The sequence below is a fragment of the Ruegeria sp. N7 genome (assembly GCF_056531345.1).
Genome location: NZ_JBQFLR010000014.1, coordinates 81,005 through 96,643, shown reverse-complemented (window position 1 = coordinate 96,643; position 15,639 = coordinate 81,005). Strand labels below are relative to the sequence as shown.

The 15,639-nt window shown below is 60.8% G+C and carries 15 protein-coding genes; all 15 read right to left on the bottom strand.

The window, feature by feature from the left end:
* Nucleotides 1–9 precede the first annotated feature (9 nt).
* Nucleotides 10–894 (bottom strand): encapsulin, encoded by an 885-nt coding sequence (locus ACR0ES_RS15195; RefSeq protein WP_209507025.1) that lies wholly within the window; start codon nucleotides 892–894, stop codon nucleotides 10–12.
* 52 nt (nucleotides 895–946) lie between these two features.
* Entirely contained in the window at nucleotides 947–4,147 is a 3,201-nt protein-coding gene (locus ACR0ES_RS15190; RefSeq protein ID WP_480871217.1) for an adenylate/guanylate cyclase domain-containing protein, read from the bottom strand.
* A gap of 484 nt (nucleotides 4,148–4,631) precedes the next feature.
* A complete protein-coding gene (locus ACR0ES_RS15185; RefSeq protein ID WP_480484292.1) occupies nucleotides 4,632–4,889 on the bottom strand; it encodes a hypothetical protein in 258 nt (85 codons plus the stop codon).
* Between the two features lie 13 nt (nucleotides 4,890–4,902).
* Nucleotides 4,903–5,595 carry a NapC/NirT family cytochrome c gene (locus ACR0ES_RS15180; RefSeq protein WP_480484293.1) on the bottom strand — a complete coding sequence of 231 codons (693 nt, stop codon included), beginning with the start codon at nucleotides 5,593–5,595 and terminating at the stop codon, nucleotides 4,903–4,905.
* Between the two features lie 29 nt (nucleotides 5,596–5,624).
* The gene (locus ACR0ES_RS15175; protein ID WP_209507029.1) at nucleotides 5,625–6,062 is read right to left on the bottom strand and encodes a nitrate reductase cytochrome c-type subunit; all 438 of its coding nucleotides are present in this window, start codon (nucleotides 6,060–6,062) and stop codon (nucleotides 5,625–5,627) included.
* Between the two features lie 12 nt (nucleotides 6,063–6,074).
* On the bottom strand, nucleotides 6,075–6,992 hold the full coding sequence (gene napH, locus ACR0ES_RS15170; RefSeq protein ID WP_480871215.1) for a quinol dehydrogenase ferredoxin subunit NapH: 918 nt from the start codon (nucleotides 6,990–6,992) through the stop codon (nucleotides 6,075–6,077).
* Nucleotides 6,989–7,807, bottom strand: a complete 819-nt coding sequence (napG, locus tag ACR0ES_RS15165) for a ferredoxin-type protein NapG (RefSeq protein WP_267363552.1) — start codon at nucleotides 7,805–7,807, stop codon at nucleotides 6,989–6,991. The genes napH and napG overlap by 4 nt, the downstream gene beginning before the upstream one ends.
* 28 nt (nucleotides 7,808–7,835) lie before the next feature.
* Entirely contained in the window at nucleotides 7,836–10,328 is a 2,493-nt protein-coding gene (napA, locus tag ACR0ES_RS15160; RefSeq protein WP_480484296.1) for a nitrate reductase catalytic subunit NapA, read from the bottom strand.
* Nucleotides 10,325–10,618: a chaperone NapD gene (locus tag ACR0ES_RS15155; RefSeq protein ID WP_267363554.1), complete on the bottom strand. Its 294-nt coding sequence runs from the start codon at nucleotides 10,616–10,618 to the stop codon at nucleotides 10,325–10,327. Before ACR0ES_RS15155 ends, napA begins: the two co-directional genes overlap by 4 nt.
* A complete protein-coding gene (napF, locus tag ACR0ES_RS15150; protein ID WP_480484297.1) occupies nucleotides 10,615–11,130 on the bottom strand; it encodes a ferredoxin-type protein NapF in 516 nt (171 codons plus the stop codon). The genes ACR0ES_RS15155 and napF overlap by 4 nt, the downstream gene beginning before the upstream one ends.
* Nucleotides 11,131–11,278: 148 nt before the next feature.
* Nucleotides 11,279–12,172 carry an FAD:protein FMN transferase gene (locus ACR0ES_RS15145; RefSeq protein WP_480546658.1) on the bottom strand — a complete coding sequence of 298 codons (894 nt, stop codon included), beginning with the start codon at nucleotides 12,170–12,172 and terminating at the stop codon, nucleotides 11,279–11,281.
* Nucleotides 12,169–12,684 (bottom strand): nitrous oxide reductase accessory protein NosL, encoded by a 516-nt coding sequence (locus ACR0ES_RS15140; protein ID WP_480539709.1) that lies wholly within the window; start codon nucleotides 12,682–12,684, stop codon nucleotides 12,169–12,171. The genes ACR0ES_RS15145 and ACR0ES_RS15140 overlap by 4 nt, the downstream gene beginning before the upstream one ends.
* Nucleotides 12,681–13,502: an ABC transporter permease gene (locus tag ACR0ES_RS15135; RefSeq protein ID WP_209507037.1), complete on the bottom strand. Its 822-nt coding sequence runs from the start codon at nucleotides 13,500–13,502 to the stop codon at nucleotides 12,681–12,683. The genes ACR0ES_RS15140 and ACR0ES_RS15135 overlap by 4 nt, the downstream gene beginning before the upstream one ends.
* Nucleotides 13,499–14,392 carry an ABC transporter ATP-binding protein gene (locus tag ACR0ES_RS15130; RefSeq protein ID WP_480539707.1) on the bottom strand — a complete coding sequence of 298 codons (894 nt, stop codon included), beginning with the start codon at nucleotides 14,390–14,392 and terminating at the stop codon, nucleotides 13,499–13,501. Before ACR0ES_RS15130 ends, ACR0ES_RS15135 begins: the two co-directional genes overlap by 4 nt.
* Nucleotides 14,382–15,638, bottom strand: coding sequence for a nitrous oxide reductase family maturation protein NosD (locus ACR0ES_RS15125; protein ID WP_480871214.1), 1,257 nt, complete (start codon nucleotides 15,636–15,638; stop codon nucleotides 14,382–14,384). Before ACR0ES_RS15125 ends, ACR0ES_RS15130 begins: the two co-directional genes overlap by 11 nt.
* Nucleotide 15,639 lies beyond the last annotated feature (1 nt).

Genomic DNA, 15,639 nt, shown 5'->3' with positions numbered 1-15,639 from the left:
GTTCTCCGGTCAGCACGTGATGGTGCAGATCGCCTGTGCTTCCTTGATCCTAAGGTGGAACTTCTGCTGCACGCGGAAGATGTGCTCACCGTCAGACGAGGTTTGCAGATACTTCACCGCGATATCCGAAGGCACGACAATCTCGACCGGCGCACCTTGCAGCGATACAAGTGCTGCCTTGTTTGCGGGCAGGGTGCCCGATCGCAGCAGCGGGCCGTCAAGGAACGGAAGAATACTGTCACGCGGCAGCACCATCGAGTTTTCGATCGGCGTGGTCACGGCCTGAAACAGCCCATTGCCCATCACACAGGCAAAAGGCCCAAGGTATCCATGCGCTTCCAGCTTGTTGATGCCCGCGACCACGGCCTCGAAAACCTCGGGGCCGGAACAGGGTTTTTTCTTCCCGTTGATCGATATGGATTGACCTTCGCCAGCCTCCAGCAGCCCCGGGTATTTGCCGCCACCGCTGACGGTATAGATCGGCGGTAGATCCGCAGGTGCGCCACCGGCATGTTTGGGCGCTTCGCTGCTGCCTGGCTGGCCGTTGAAAACGATGTCATCCTCGACCTTGGCCACGACGGCGGCGGCCCGGCGGAACATGATCATGGCCGCGGCCAGTTCCGGATCAGCCACCTGCGCGCCTTTCAGGTAGACGTTGACGGAAACCGTCGTCAGCCGCAGGGTGTCATAATCATTCACTTCCAGACGCTTGGCCGCGCCTGATGCGTTGTCGACCAGACCCAGCTTGTTCAGGGGAACAGATTGCGTGTCCGCCGGCAGCGGCCCATAAAGCGGCAGAAAACTCGCAGCCACCCGCGCACGCAGCGCTTCATCATGGACGGCCTTGTTAACGGCATTCCACTGTTCGGTGTTCCAATCCAATGCGTCGGTCATTGTAAATCCCTCTTGGTGATGCTGCCCTGTTTGGCCGGGCAGTCCGTCTCGTTCATTCGGCTTTCGTCAAACTGTCTAGAAGTGCCTCGGCGCGTTGTTCCTGAACAACGGCACCACATTCGCGGGCAAGCGCCAATGCCAGTTCACCCTCGGCAATCGCGCTATCCCGATCACCCTTGGCAGCAAAGGCTTTGGCCCGCACGCGGTGATATTCCGGTTTGTTCAGCGTTTCTCCTCGTTCCCAACCGGGGGTACACACGGTTTCAAGCCGGTCCAGGGCCTGATCAATATCCCCGTGATCGATCATCAACTCAGACAGAACAATCTGATTCTGCGGAAAAGTAAAGTTTCCACCAGACTTTGAGATCAGGTTCATGCAGGCCTCGATATGGGCCGGGACGCCCTCGATGTCACCTTTTCCCGCCTGCGCAAGACCCATGTAGATATCCTGCATGGCGTGAAGATACAGGAACCCTTCCTCATCGGCGATCTTGCGCGCTTCTTTCATAGTGACGTCCAGCCGGTCCCATTCGCCCGCGTAGGGCAGGAACATGCTGCACGCGCCCATGACATAGACAAGATTGGGTGCGTGGTTCAGTGCCCGGCTGACGTCGATGGCTTTCAGACGTGCCGCCTCCGCCTCGTCGAACTTGCCCTGCTGCCACAGAAGGCACCCTTGAATGGCCAGCAACGACGCCGTGGTCGAGGACTGGGTCATCGGCATCATGGCCATGTCCAGCTCAGGCGTGATCAGCGCAAAGGCACGGTCAAGCTGCTGCTCGCAATCCGCGAACTCCCCGCGGAAGTAATGCGTGAAACTCAGCGCGCGGGCTGCCAGCACGTTGGCGACAGGATCGCCACTCATACCGGCCATCGCGTCCAGGGCCTGTCCCATCTCCATTGCGCGGTTCATCTGGCCCGCGACAAAGAAATTGGTCCAGCGGCAGAAGGTGGCCGCGAAAAGGGTTTCGCCATCGCCCAATGCATGGGCAAGCTCCATCGCGCGGGCGGCTGTCTCTCCGACCTGGTCGGAGGACCATCCATAGATCGCCATGTAAGCCGGAAGGATATTCATCTGCACCCGAAGCTCGAATCCGTCACGCTCGGCATTGGCGGGCATCGTTCCGATATTACGCAGTGCCGCGCGAAACGCCGAGATCGCAGGCAGGTTCGCCAACCGCGTCAGGGCTTGTTCGCCTGCCGTAAACCAGTTGGACACCGCCTCATCCTTCAACCCGCCATGGTCGCAGTGATGCGCCACGGTATCGGGGGCGGGGTTTCCGAATGCGTTATGTCCGGCCAGCAAGGCCCGGGCGATTTTCAGATGAACCTTCTGCCGGTCTTCGCGCAGCAGCGAGTTATAGGCCGTATCCTGAACCAGCGCGTGGTTGAACGTGTAGGTGGCCGTTCCGGCTTCGCCCGTGATCAGCACAACCCCAGCCGCCATCAGCTGCATCAGCGCGCTTTCCACATCCATGTCTTCCTGCGCCACCGCCTGGACCATCGCCGAGGTGAAACTGCGCCCGATAACAGACCCAAGCTGCGCGATAGGCTTGGCGTTTTCCATCCGGTCAAGACGCGACATCAACGAATCCTGAAGGGTCGCGGGGATACTCAGGGCATCCAGAACCTCGGCGTTGATCGGCGCATCTTGCGGCAGCTGGTCCAGAACCGCCTTTGTCATCTCTTCGATGTAAAGCGGCACGCCATCGGCTTTTTCGACAATCTGCCTGATCAGGATGACCGGCAAACTGTATGGCTCGGCCACGCGCCGGACCAGTTCCGAGGCTTCACTGCTGGCCAAAGGCGTCAGATCGATGCGCGCCGCGCGGCCCTCGTAATGCTCAGGCGGTTCATATTCAGGGCGATGCGACAGGACCACCAGTATCGGGAACCCGTCCAGTCCTGATGCCAGCGCCTCCAGCACGTCCAGCGTGGTTGCGTCAGCCCAGTGCACGTCTTCCACCACCAGCAGCAAGGTGCCGCGCCTGTCACACAGGCTGCCAAGGCTGCGCAACAACACGTCCAGCGACTTGCGGGCCTTCTTCAGGGGGTCTGGATCCGGCGCTGCGCCCGTTTCGACCCCGGCCATATCGAGAAGAACAGGCAAATCCGCGTCGCTCAGACGAGAGGCGGCCTGAACAAAATCGGAAATCGCGGCCCTGATGCTGTCATCGGATTTGTCGCCTGAAACCCGCCTCAACTCTCCCACGATCGGGTGAAGCGGAAGGCTGGCCAGATGCGGAATGCACTGCAAGGTAAAGGGTTTGACGCCAATTGTTTCGGACAGCGATTTGATAAGCCGCGACTTGCCAATGCCTGCGGCGCCGCCGACAAACGCGAACCTGCCGGAGCCCGCCTGTGCATCTTTCCAAAGCTGGGTCAGGACCGAAAGATCGTCGCCCCGGGCGACAAGATCAACGGCTGACTGTCCGACACGCGCATCGAACCGGCTGGTCGCGACGCTTTCGGAAATGGCGCGATAGACGGTGCGCTGATTGTCAAACCCTTTCAGGTTCTGGCTGCCACGGGGCTCGAACTCGAATGCGCCCTGTGTCAATCGCCACGTCTCTGCGGAAACGATCACCTCACCCGGCTCGGCCAGACCTTGCAGGCGGGATGCAAGGTTTGCAGTTTCACCGACCAGAAAGTCCTGCGACCCAAGACTTGTCGACGAAACCACCCCTACAACAACCATACCGGTGGCAATTCCCGCGCGCAGATCCAGTTTTTCGCCAAACCTGTTTTCAAGGTTTTGTACGGCTTCGATGGTCTCCAGCACGGCGCGAACGGCGCGCTCGGCATCGTCCTCCATGGCTTTGGGATATCCGAAATAGACCATGATTCCGTCGCCCTGCCTGTAGGCCAGATGACAGCCATGCTGTTTCAGGGTGCCGATCGCCGTATCCAGATACAGATTCATGATCTGCATCAGGTCTTCCGGGTCATACCGCTGGGCCAGCTGCGTGGACCCTACGAGATCGCAGAAAACCAGCGTAAGCTGCCGCCGTTCGGCTTCCGACCTAAGCTCCTGCCGGGTCGAAGCTTCCTCAGATTTCAGACGCGCCTGCGCCTTGCGAAACCGCTTTCTTTCACCAACCGTCAGCCCCAGATCGCGCAGTTCGGGATCTGTCAGCTCGTCCAGAATATCATCATCCACGCCTTCCTGCCGAAACAGCGTGGCATGGTTTTCCAGATCAGCCAGTTGAAGAACTTTTGAGATACGCGGCGATGCCTCAAGGACCCCCGTCATCGTTCTGCGCCCCCGCCCATTTTCCTTCCCCCCTTACTCCCCTCAAAACATATTGTATTTGTATAAGCAAAAATAGAGAGGAATTTACGTTCTATCCACATGACGCAGGGACACCATTATTAACTTGTTATCTGCTGTGACAGATGTCGTTTCGAATTTCCACTCCACTTTGAATTTTTCTTGTCAAATCATTGGCTTTCGGTTTCATATTGATTTTTCACGCGCCAGTTGCGGCCCGGCCTGCTGTTTTGCCGAGCGTATTGGGAAAGGGTGTTTTCCCCTTGGCACTAGGGCCTCGTGCGCTTTTGTCGAAGTTGTGGAAATGCGAAAATCAGACCCTGCCGATTTTCGTTGCTGCCGCGCCCCTTAAACGCTTCCCTAACGTCAATAGACGTGTCGCGCGCGGTACAAACACCCGCTTTGGCGCTGGAAACGTGACCCGGCAGAATACCGGTTCCACCAATGGGCAGAACCGGTGTTTTCTTCAGACGGTTGCGCCCTTCAGGCGGATGGCAGTGCCAAGGCTGCCCGCGCAAAGCCCGACCAGAACCGAGATGCCCAGTTCCAGCGCTTCCACATGGGCAAACTGAAAGCCCGCAAAAACCAGCGTTTCCAGAATGCCGACACCGGCCCCCAGTACCGCGCCCAACCATAGCTTGCGGGTCATCATTCCAAGCGCCAGTCCCAGTATGCCGGGCAGGCCCAGGACATTGGCACCGATTGTTCCAAGTAAGTCTAACATGTCTGCCCCCACCCTAATTCGAGCTGTTGTTCAGAAACGCGCGGATGTCGCTGCCCAAGGCGGAAGCATGTTCCTGAAGAACCACGCCCTCCACGGCCTCGCTTATCTTCTGGTATTGTTCCAGATAATTCGCGGGCAGATTATGCGCGATGCCCTGATGGCAGTCGATGCATGTCATGCCAGTGTCGATGGCGCGCTGGTGTTCCGACGCGGCGCGGGTTTCCTGAATGGTAAAGTCCATGTAGTCAAAGTTGTGACAGTTGCGGCATTCACGACTGTCCGACTCCTTCATCTTCTTCCACACGGCCGAAGCCATGCTCAGGCGATGCGCCTCGTACTGCTCGGGTGTGCTGATGGTTCCAGCCAACTCATGATAGACGTCTTTGACGGCCATGATCTTGGCTTTGATCTTGTGGCTCCATTCATCCGGCACGTGGCAGTCGGAACAGATCGCGCGAACGCCGGAATGGTTGTTGTAATGGACCGTTTCGCGATACTCGCCCAGGTTGGTTTCCATTGTGTGGCACGAGGTACAGAATTCTTCGGTATTCGTCAGCTCAAGGGTCCAGTGAAATCCACCCCAGAACAGGATACCGGCCAGAAATCCGGCCAGGACAAGAAAGCCTGAACTGAACAGCACCGTCGGCGTCCAGATCGCATTCCAGAGGCGACCAAGCAAGCCGCGGTTTTCAGGAGAGTCGGCCATATCGGTGCTCCTTTCAGTCTTGCGTTGGATCAATTGCCGGCGGAGGGCTGGAACACGTTGTCGACCAGCGGCGGGGCGTCGGCCTGCGGTACGTGGCACTGGTTGCAGAAATACCGGGTTCCGGCGATCCGATCCAGTTCGCGGCCTTCACGGTCCAGGTAATGAGTCATCGACAGCGTCGGCGCGTTGCGGTCACCGGCTTTGGTCCAGTCATGGCAGGACAGGCACTGGTTGGTACGGATGTCGATCTGGTACTGTTCGACCGAATGCGGGATGACTGGCGGCTGCTGACGGTAATTGCGCTGCTGGCGCCCTTCGACATTTCGGTGGATCTGGTCCAGCGGCACCGGCTCATCCACGTCCGCACCGCGCAGGGATTCAACCTGAGCAGATTGCGCGAGGGCCCATCCGCTCAGCAATAATACGGGTAGAAGGGCAATTCCGCCTGTAACGATAGATTTTTTCATCTTGGCACTCCCCTAGATAGGTCTGGCGGCGCGCGGCTCGGGCGCGGCAACTGGATCGGAAGGTTGGACGACGTGGTCGTCGAACCGGTGAGTAAAGGTAAAAACGTCGACCGCGCAGACATCGATGCAGCGGCCACAATTCGTGCAGTCGGGTGACAGGATCAGCGGGGTACTTCCCGGTTTGCCCTTCAGCGCTGGCGAGATCACCTGATTTTCCGGGCAGATCGCGTAACAATCCATGCAGTCATCGCAGGCGGCGCGGTTTGTGGCGCTGATCCGCAGCAGGCTTTTTGCTCCGATCAGGCCATAGAACGCGCCCACCGGGCACAGGTGCCCGCACCATCCGTGGCGCGAGACGAAGACGTCAAAGACAAAGATGGCGGCGATCAAGGCCCAGACAAAGCCCATTCCAAAGACCAGCCCGCGATGCAGCATGGTGATCGGGTTGATCAACTCCCACGCGATCATGCCGCTCAGACCCGAAACAAGCAGGACGGTTGCCAGAATCCACAGGCGCGTGCCGCGCTTGGGCTGCCAGCCTTTCGGCAGGTTTAGCTTGCGGTGCACCCAGTTGGCCGCGTCCGTCACCGGGTTTATGGGGCAGACCCAGGAACAATAAACACGGCCACCAATCAAGGCATAGACCACCAGAACGATCAGCCCACCGATCAGCGCGGTCATTTCGGGCCAGTGGCCCGCAACCATGCTCTGCAACAGGATGAACGGATCGGTCAAAGGCAGCACGCCCAGCGTCAGCGACCCGGCCAGCGTGCCCTGAACGATCCAGATGCCGAACCACGGGCCCAGCAGAAACAGAACCAGAAAGAACAGCTGGCTTGCACGGCGCAACAGCAGATAGCGATGCGCGCCGATCCAGCCCTTGCTGGCGATGGCCTCGTGACCTGTGGGCATATCTGTGCGGGCGCTCATTGTCCCACCCCCGGCAGATCATATCCCGGCGCAAAGCCGCCGGGCGTGGCCAGATTGTCCGTGCCCGGTCCGGGCAAACGGTCCGGCAGGTCGATGATCCCCTCGACCACCGGCGCGCCTTTCGCGGCCTTTTCTTCCCAACCCTTGCGGTAATGCTCTGCCGAACTGCCCCGCGCCAGCCGGGCAGGCAGCACCTTGATGGCGGCCTCGGGCAGAACACAGCTTTTCTCGCACATGCCGCAGCCGGTGCAGCGGTCGGCGTGGACGGTCGGGATGAACATCGCGTGATGACCCGACCGCGTGTTGTGCGTGGTGTCCAGCGTGATCGCCTCGTCGATGACGGGGCAGACGCGGTAACAGACATCGCAGCGCAACCCGAGGAAGTTCAGGCAGTTCTCCTGATCGACCAGAACCGCGACCCCCATCTTCGCGTCGTCGATATTGTCCAACGCGGGATCCAGTGCCCCGGTCGGACATGCGGCGACACATGGAATGTCGTCGCACATCTCACAGGGAATATCCCGCGCGGTGAAAAAGGGTGTTCCCGTCGCCACCGCGTCCGAGCCCAACTCGGCCAGTTTCAAAGTATCATATGGGCAATCCCGCACGCATAAGCCGCAGCGGATACAGGCTGACAGAAACTCCTTTTCCGGCAGCGCGCCGGGCGGGCGCAATGCCTCGGCCGGCAGGGCGCGGGCGTCGCGGGCCAGATAGGCCAGCACCGTCCCGGCGACCACGCAGCCGCCCGCCGCCCGCGCCGAATCCTGCAGGAACCGGCGCCGCTGCGGCGAAAGGGGTTTGTCGGCAAAAGACATGAGGATTTACCCGTACGATCCTTGTTGCCTATGCGCGCTCGACCTTGCAGGCGCATTTCTTGAAGTCGGTCTCTTTCGACAGCGGGCAGGTCGCGTCCAGCGTCAGCTTGTTGGTCAACTGGCCTTCGTCGAACCACGGCATGAACACCAGACCGCGCGGCACCTTGTTGCGCCCACGGGTCTCGACCCGGCTGGTGACCTCGCCCCGACGGGTAGACAGAACAATCTCCTGACCCCGGCGCAGGTCCCGATCCTTGGCGTCCTGCGGATGCATGTAAACCACAGCCGCTGGGTAGGCGCGGTGCAGCTCTGGGACACGGCGCGTCATCGACCCCGAATGCCAGTGTTCCAGCACACGACCGGTGCACAGCCACAGATCATATTCCGCATCCGGTTCCTCGGCCGCAGGCTCGTAAGGCGCAAAGATGATGCTCGCCTTGCCATCCTTCTTGCCATAGAACTTCACGCCCGCGCCTTCGGGCACATAAGGGTCATAGCCTTCGCGGAAACGATACAGCGTTTCCTTGCCATCCACGACCGGCCAGCGCAGGCCACGGGCTTGGTGATAGGTTTCAAACGGTGCCAGATCGTGCGCGTGGCCGCGTCCGAAATTGGCATATTCCTCGAACAGACCCTTCTGAACGTAGAACCCGAAATGCTCGGATTCGTCGTTGTCAAAGCCCTCGGCGGTTTCCGACAGCGGGAACTTGTCGACGCTGCCATTGGCAAACAGAACCTCGTACATGGTCTTGCCGCGATGTTCCGGCATGGTGGCCAGCAACTCTTCGCCCCAGACCTCCTCAACGGTGAAGCGTTTCGAGAATTCCATCACCTGCCACACGTCCGACTTGGCCTCGCCCGGAGCCTTGACCTGCTGCCGCCAGAACTGGGTGCGGCGCTCGGCGTTGCCATAGGCGCCTTCCTTCTCGACCCACATGGCGGTGGGCAGGATCAGGTCGGCGGATACGGCCGTGACGGTCGGGTAGGGGTCTGATACGGTGATGAAGTTCTCGGGGTTGCGATACCCGGGATAGCCTTCTTCGTTGATATTCGGTGCGGCCTGCATGTTGTTGTTGCACTGCACCCAATAGGCGTTCAGATCACCATCCTTCAGCTTGCGGTGTTGCAGCACGGCGTGAAAGCCGGGCTTGGCCGGAATGGTACCCGCAGGCACATTCCAGGCGGTTTCGCAAATCTTGCGGTGCTCGTCATTCATGACAACCATGTCGGCAGGCAGACGGTGGGCAAAAGTGCCGACCTCACGCGCGGTTCCGCAGGCCGACGGCTGACCGGTCAGCGAGAAGGGCGAGTTTCCGGGCTCGGAAATCTTGCCCACCAGCAAGTGCACGTTATACATCAGCGAATTCACCCACGACCCGCGGGTATGCTGGTTGAACCCCATGGTCCACAGGCTCATGACCTTGCGGTTCGGGTCGGCATATTGCTGGGCCAGACGCTCCAGCTTGTCCGCCGGAACGCCGGACAGCTCCGAGGTGTATTCCAGCGTGTATGCCGATACCGCCTCGGCATATTCCTCAAAGCTGATCGGCTCCATCTTGCCGACATTGGGGTTCGCGGCCTCTTGTTGCAGCGGATGATTGTCGCGCAGGCCATAACCGATATCGGTGGCGGTCTTGGTGATGTTGACGTGGTTCTTGACGAACTCTTCGTTCACCGCGCCATTCTGGATGATGTAATTGGCAATGTAGTTCAGGATCGCCAGATCGGTCTGCGGGTTGAACACCATGCCATTGTCGGCCAGCTCGAACGAACGGTGCTCGAAGGTCGACAGAACATGCACTTCGCATCCCGGCTTGGTCAGGCGCGTATCGGTCAGACGCGACCACAGGATCGGGTGCATCTCGGCCATGTTCGACCCCCACAGAACAAACGTATCTGCGTGCTCAAGGTCGTCATAGCAGCCCATCGGCTCGTCGATGCCGAAGGTACGGATAAAGCCGACCACGGCCGACGCCATGCAGTGACGCGCGTTGGGGTCGATGTTGTTCGACCGGAACCCGGCCTTCATCATCTTGGCCGCCGCATAACCTTCCCAGACGGTCCACTGACCGGAACCGAACATACCCACGCTGGTCGGGCCTTTCTTGGCCAGCGCCTCTTTCCACTTGGCAGCCATGACGTCAAAGGCTTCGTCCCAGCTGACCGGCTCAAACTCGCCATTCTTGTCATATTCGCCGTTGGTTTTGCGCAAAAGCGGCGTGGTCAGGCGGTCCTTGCCATACATGATCTTGGACAGGAAATAGCCCTTGATACAGTTCAGACCCCGGTTGACCGGCGCATCCGGGTCGCCCTGCGTGGCGACTACGCGGCCATCCTTGGTGCCCACCAGAACCGAACAGCCCGTGCCGCAGAACCGGCAGGCGGCCTTGTCCCAGCGGATATCGGGCGCGGCGGCCTGGGCGCTGGCCGAACCAGCGGCCATTGGAATGCCGGCAGCCGAGGCCGTGGCAGCCGCTGCGGACGCTTTCAGAAATGTACGACGGGATTCAGAGATGGTCATTGCATGGGCCTCCTGCTGGACGGTTGGCTTGGAGCATCAGGACGCGGAGCAGCCTCCGCGGGATCTTCGAAATGGTGATAGGTCAGCGATAGCGAGATCACGCCGGGGATCTGGTGCAGATCCATGATGGTTTCCGAGGCCAGCCGGTCGGCTGTATCCTCGACAACCACGACGAACCGGCCATCCTCGGCCTCGGCATGAAGCTCGACGCCATCGGTGCCGGTCATCGCCGCGCGTGCGGCGTCGGTGTGATCGGGGGCGATGTGGACAAGACAGCCACAGATATTCATTGGGTCACCTCCGGGTGCAAAGGGGCGGGGCGGTGCATCGTGATGGCCCCGGCGGGGCAGGCGGCAGAACATGTGCCGCATCCGATGCAGGTTTCGGTTTCAAGCGCTGGTTCAGCCCGCCCGCCCAGTTGCAGGCGAAAGCGGATGGCTTCCTGTTCGCAAGTGTCCTGACACAGGCGGCAGCTTACCCCGTTCATCGACAGGCAGCTTGCAGCCTCGATCCGTGCGCGCCACGGCCACTCGGTCACACGCTCGGGCAACAACGCCGGGGTCGGGCAAACCTCGGCACATGCACCGCATAAGGTGCAGCCGCCTGCGGAAAGATCCAGAACCGGAAAGCCGCTGTTGTCGAATGTGATGATCTCTTCCGGGCAGGCCCCGGCGCAGTCTTCGCAGCCTGTGCACAGATCGGCAAAGCCTGTCACGCCCGCACCCGGCGGTCGGATCGCATCAGGATCCTCCCGTAGGATACGTGCGCTCAGAAAAGCGCGTCTGCTGGTCAACTGGCTCATGGCTGGCGACTCGAGTGTGGATAGATTGGTTCGCGTCCTTACTTCCTAACTGCGCGAAGCAGCGCACGAATTGACCTATATCATGTTTTTCGCGAATATCATGTTCTTGGTGAATTTTCCTGACCCACCTGAGATTTGCGACCATGCGTCATACATTCAGCTCGACACGGGCTCCGATAAAATATCTAAAGATTTCAGCTACTTGGCTTTCGGGCGCCGCGCATATCGCAGTAGACAGCCCATCTGCGATCACCGCGTCAGGGGCAGAAACCGAAACCGTTCTGTCCCGGTTTGCAGGCCCGTCCGGGGTGATGATGTGGCCCAAACCCTGTCCCAGCTGCGTCCCCAGCGACGATGATGTCGCGACCGCGCGGTCACGCAGCGCGACCCGTTTCAAAACCCGCTGGTCCGGCGCGACCAACCCGACTTTCCAGGGGGCGCCGTCGCCTCGCGCACCCAAGGCGGCAACCTCTCCCATATCGACCAGAACATCACGCAAACCAAAGCCACGCAGCAGCGCGGCGATCCGATCCGTGATCGCTCCTTGGGCGATTCCGTTCAGCGTCAGGGCCGACTGGCCCGGCACCGGCAGCCGCACCGACGCAGCATCGAAAGACACCCGTTCCCAACCCACAGCAGCGCGGGCGGCAGCCAGATCTCCGGGGCCTGCCCCTGTTGCCAAAGCATACCACAGGGGCTGAATGCTGGGATCGAAAGCGCCGCCGGAGGCCTGATGCAGCGCACTGCTCAGGCTCAGCACATTCAACAGCTCAGGCGCGGGTGCGGTCAAAACACCGTCGCGGTTCAGGCGGCTCAGCTGTGACTGCGGACGGTACAGGCTGAAGATATCCTCCAGCCGGGTCACCTCACCCTCGACGGCGGCAATGATCGGTGCGGCCTCGACATCCGCCAGCCCAACCAGCCGCAGGCTGGCCGCAGCCCCAAGGGCTGTGCCGCGCCAATGCGCGTCCGAAGCCATGGCCGGGGTGGCCGCACAGGCAGCTGAAATGATCAGAAAACGGCGACGGGACAGGGCGGTCATACGGGGGTCTCCAATGTCAGATCAAGATCGACAGGGCCAAGCACTTCGGCGTCGGGAATGTCGGGCAGGCGCATCGCGGTCCCGCCATAGGTCTCCGCGAAAACCCGCGCATCGGCAGGATCAGCAAAGGGCACCACTTCGCGCGCCCCCATGCCACCTGCCACATCGGCACCAACGACAAAAGTCGCACCATCCGCAGCGATCCAGTTCGAAATCCCTGGCTGCCGCCAGCTTGGCGCGACACCCATATCGCTGACATATATGGCAGTGATATCCGCATCGCGCTCGGGGCTTTTCAGATAGGCCACCATGTCCCGCACCTGCGCGAAAAACAGCGGGGCCGGATAGCCTTCCAGATGAACCTGCCCCTTGGGGCCGCCATGCTCGGTGACATTCATCTGACAGAAATAGCTCAGCGCATCGGGTGTCAGGTCGACCGGGTCAGGGGCCTCGGCCAGCTCTTCCTTGCAGGCCGCCAGTGCGAGCAATGCGATCAGGGCAAGGCGTCTCATGGCTCGACCCTCCGGAAAGCCAGCCGGGCGAGGGCAAAGCCCAGCACCGGCCAGATCAGCAGCGACGCGGGTGCGGCCCAGACCGGCAGCGCCTGTGCGGCCCCGGTCATGCCCGAAGCCATGGCCACGCCTTCCGTCGCGGCGATGTTCCACAAACGGAACGCGTCGGCCGGGTTGGCCACCATCACCCATGGAAAGACGGATTGGGTGAATGCGCCGCCCTTGTCCATGACGACGGCCCCCAACAGGCCCAGATCATAAAGGACGACAAAAACCAGCCAAAGCCCGGCCGACAGACCCGCTGCCGCCGTGGCGCCCCTCGCCAAAGCGGACAGCAGGTATCCAAGCGCCAGAAACACGGCGCCCAGCAGGATCGAGGTCAGGATAAGTCGCACCAGCGCCATCAGGCTTTCCGGCCCCGCACCACCAAAGAACGCGGCTACCGCGCCTGCGGTGCCAAAACCCACGGTCATGGCAAAGGCCAGCGCGGCCAGATGGGCGCAGAACTTGCCCAACAGGATTTCCCCGCGTCCAGCCGGATAAGACAGCAGCAGCGACAGGCTGCCCCGGTCCACATCGCCCGCGATGGCATCGAAGGAAATCATCAGCGCCAGCAAAGGCGCAAGGTAAACCGACAGCGTGGTCATCGACGCGACCGAAACGGTCAGCATATCAACACCCAATGTGCCGGTGGGCGCACTGCCCGCAAAGGTCAGCGCCAAGGCGAACAGCACCATGATCAGCGTGGCAACCAACAGCCAGCGGTTGCGGCGCAGGATCAGCATTTCAGTTCGGGTGATGGCAAGGAAGCGGGTCATGTCCTCTCCTCTTGTGCGTAGTGGCGATAAAGATCCTCCAGCTTGGGCGGGGTCATTTCCACATCCGCCACTGCATCGCCCAACCCGGCGATCCGGCGCAGGGCCTCCATCTTGTCTTCGGGTGTACACAGCAGCTCGACCGATGCGCCGTTGATCCGGTTGCCGCCCAGTTCAGCGGCCAGGGCATCTGCATTGGCGCTGGCGCGCACCTTCAGGCGGATCGGCAGCCCGGCCAGCGCCGACAGGTTGTTCAGCGTGTCATCGGCCACCATCCGACCCTTGCGCATGATGGCGATCCGGTCGGTGCGGGCCTCAACCTCGGTCAACGCATGGCTGGCAATCAGCACCGCAGTACCCTGCGCGGCCAATTCGTCGATAATGGCATAGAGGTCCTGACGCGAGATCGGGTCCAGGCCCGATGTCGGCTCATCCAGCAGCGCCACTTTCGGCTGTCCCAGCAGCACCTGCGCAAGTCCCAGTCGTTGCCGCATCCCCTTGGAATAGGCACCGATCCGGCGGTCCAATGCGTCGCTCAGGCCAACGCGCTCCAGCAGGCCGGGAACATCGGCTTTTGACCCGGACAGTTTTGCAAACAGCGTCAGCTGCTCGCGCCCGGTCAACGCCGGGTGAAACGAGACCGCCTCGGGCAGATAGGCCGTATCCCGCCGCGCCTGCGCGCTGCCGGGGGTGGCGCCCCCGATCCGAATGGCTCCGTCCCGAATGGGCGTCAGGCCAAGGATGGATTTGATCAGGGTCGACTTTCCCGCGCCGTTATGGCCCAGCAGCGCCACGCGCTGACCGGGGGCAAGGGACAGGGTGATATCGTCAAGAACGCGGGTTTTCCCCCGGTTCTTGCTGACATGGTCAATTGACAGGGCCTTATCCGTCATGAGGCACCTTTTTCATAGCTGGGGGTTCAGGGGCTTGCATCAATGGGTTGCTGTCCATCACACCCCCCGGCAACAGTGCCGGGAAGGCCGATTGCGACCAGCGCACCAGCTGCACGGCAGGCGAGCCGAGCAGCAATTTGGCTGCGGGTTGGGTCCACAGCACATGGTCCATACTGTCATTGGGTCGATAGGGGACATCGGCGATACCGTTGCCATCCACATCATAGGCGGCAAAATCGGACCAGTAATTGCCGCGCCCGTCCTCGGACCACTCGACCCACTTGGTCGAGACGTATTTCACCTGCGTCCGGTTTCCGATGAATGAATTGCCAACAATGCGGTTGCGTTCGCTGCCAGCGGTAAAGTGGATACCGATGCCACATCCCTCAAACCAGTTGTCGGTGAATTCGTTCTTGTTCGAGTTATAGAGGAAGGTGCATTTTTCCTTGGCACCTTTCACCACATTGCCGGTGATGACGCTCTTGTTGGCGTAATTCAGCATCACGCCATGTTCGCGGTCCCCGATCGAGACATTGTTGGCGACCCGCACATTGGTCGTGAACATCACCGCATAGCCCAGATCGTTGCCGATCGAGACATTGTCGCTGACGACCGAGTCGTCGGCATACATGTAGTGAACGGCAAACCGCAGATCGCGGAATAGGTTGCCGGTAAAGGTGTTCTTCTTGGACGAGTTCACAAAGATCCCGTCGCGCCCATAGCGGATGTCATTGCCTTCAACCACTGCACCCGGCGCGTTCCAGACATAGACACCATTGCCACGCGCGTTCATGTGGCGATCCTGTCGCCCTTCAATCCGGTTGCGTCGTACGATGCTGTCCTTCGCACCGTGTATGTCGATGCCGTAAAGATTGCCCAGCAGCACGTTATCCTCGACCACCGGCGCGCGCGCCGTCTTGGTCAGCTGGATGCCGCTGTCGATCCCGTCATGATCCGAGCCTGATCCGATCACCGTCAGCCCGCGCAGGGTCACGCCCGGCCCGGTCACTGTGATCACGCTGCCTTGGCCTTGTCCGTCGATGGTGGCCTGTCCCAGCCCGTCGAGGGTCACGGGCCGGTCCAGAACCAACTGCTCGACGTAAACGCCGGGGCTCAGGCGAAGGGTGTCTCCATCCGCCGCCTGCGCCAGTATCTCGTTGATGGCCCCCGCCCGGTTGGGCACATCCCATTCCGCCGCCCAAAGGGGCGAGCCGAGCATGAGCGGTATGAGCAGTGGCCAACGCATG

Coding starts and splice junctions, on each gene's coding strand:
- ACR0ES_RS15135 (WP_209507037.1), bottom strand. CDS start 13,502: ATGACCCGCTTCCTTGCCATCACCCGAACTGAAATGCTGATCCTGCGC.
- ACR0ES_RS15190 (WP_480871217.1), bottom strand. CDS start 4,147: ATGACGGGGGTCCTTGAGGCATCGCCGCGTATCTCAAAAGTTCTTCAA.
- napH (WP_480871215.1), bottom strand. CDS start 6,992: ATGAGCGCCCGCACAGATATGCCCACAGGTCACGAGGCCATCGCCAGC.
- ACR0ES_RS15195 (WP_209507025.1), bottom strand. CDS start 894: ATGACCGACGCATTGGATTGGAACACCGAACAGTGGAATGCCGTTAAC.
- ACR0ES_RS15185 (WP_480484292.1), bottom strand. CDS start 4,889: ATGTTAGACTTACTTGGAACAATCGGTGCCAATGTCCTGGGCCTGCCC.
- ACR0ES_RS15145 (WP_480546658.1), bottom strand. CDS start 12,172: ATGACCGCCCTGTCCCGTCGCCGTTTTCTGATCATTTCAGCTGCCTGT.
- ACR0ES_RS15130 (WP_480539707.1), bottom strand. CDS start 14,392: ATGACGGATAAGGCCCTGTCAATTGACCATGTCAGCAAGAACCGGGGG.
- napG (WP_267363552.1), bottom strand. CDS start 7,807: ATGTCTTTTGCCGACAAACCCCTTTCGCCGCAGCGGCGCCGGTTCCTG.
- ACR0ES_RS15155 (WP_267363554.1), bottom strand. CDS start 10,618: ATGAATATCTGTGGCTGTCTTGTCCACATCGCCCCCGATCACACCGAC.
- napF (WP_480484297.1), bottom strand. CDS start 11,130: ATGAGCCAGTTGACCAGCAGACGCGCTTTTCTGAGCGCACGTATCCTA.
- ACR0ES_RS15180 (WP_480484293.1), bottom strand. CDS start 5,595: ATGGCCGACTCTCCTGAAAACCGCGGCTTGCTTGGTCGCCTCTGGAAT.
- ACR0ES_RS15125 (WP_480871214.1), bottom strand. CDS start 15,638: ATGCGTTGGCCACTGCTCATACCGCTCATGCTCGGCTCGCCCCTTTGG.
- ACR0ES_RS15175 (WP_209507029.1), bottom strand. CDS start 6,062: ATGAAAAAATCTATCGTTACAGGCGGAATTGCCCTTCTACCCGTATTA.
- ACR0ES_RS15140 (WP_480539709.1), bottom strand. CDS start 12,684: ATGAGACGCCTTGCCCTGATCGCATTGCTCGCACTGGCGGCCTGCAAG.
- napA (WP_480484296.1), bottom strand. CDS start 10,328: ATGACCATCTCTGAATCCCGTCGTACATTTCTGAAAGCGTCCGCAGCG.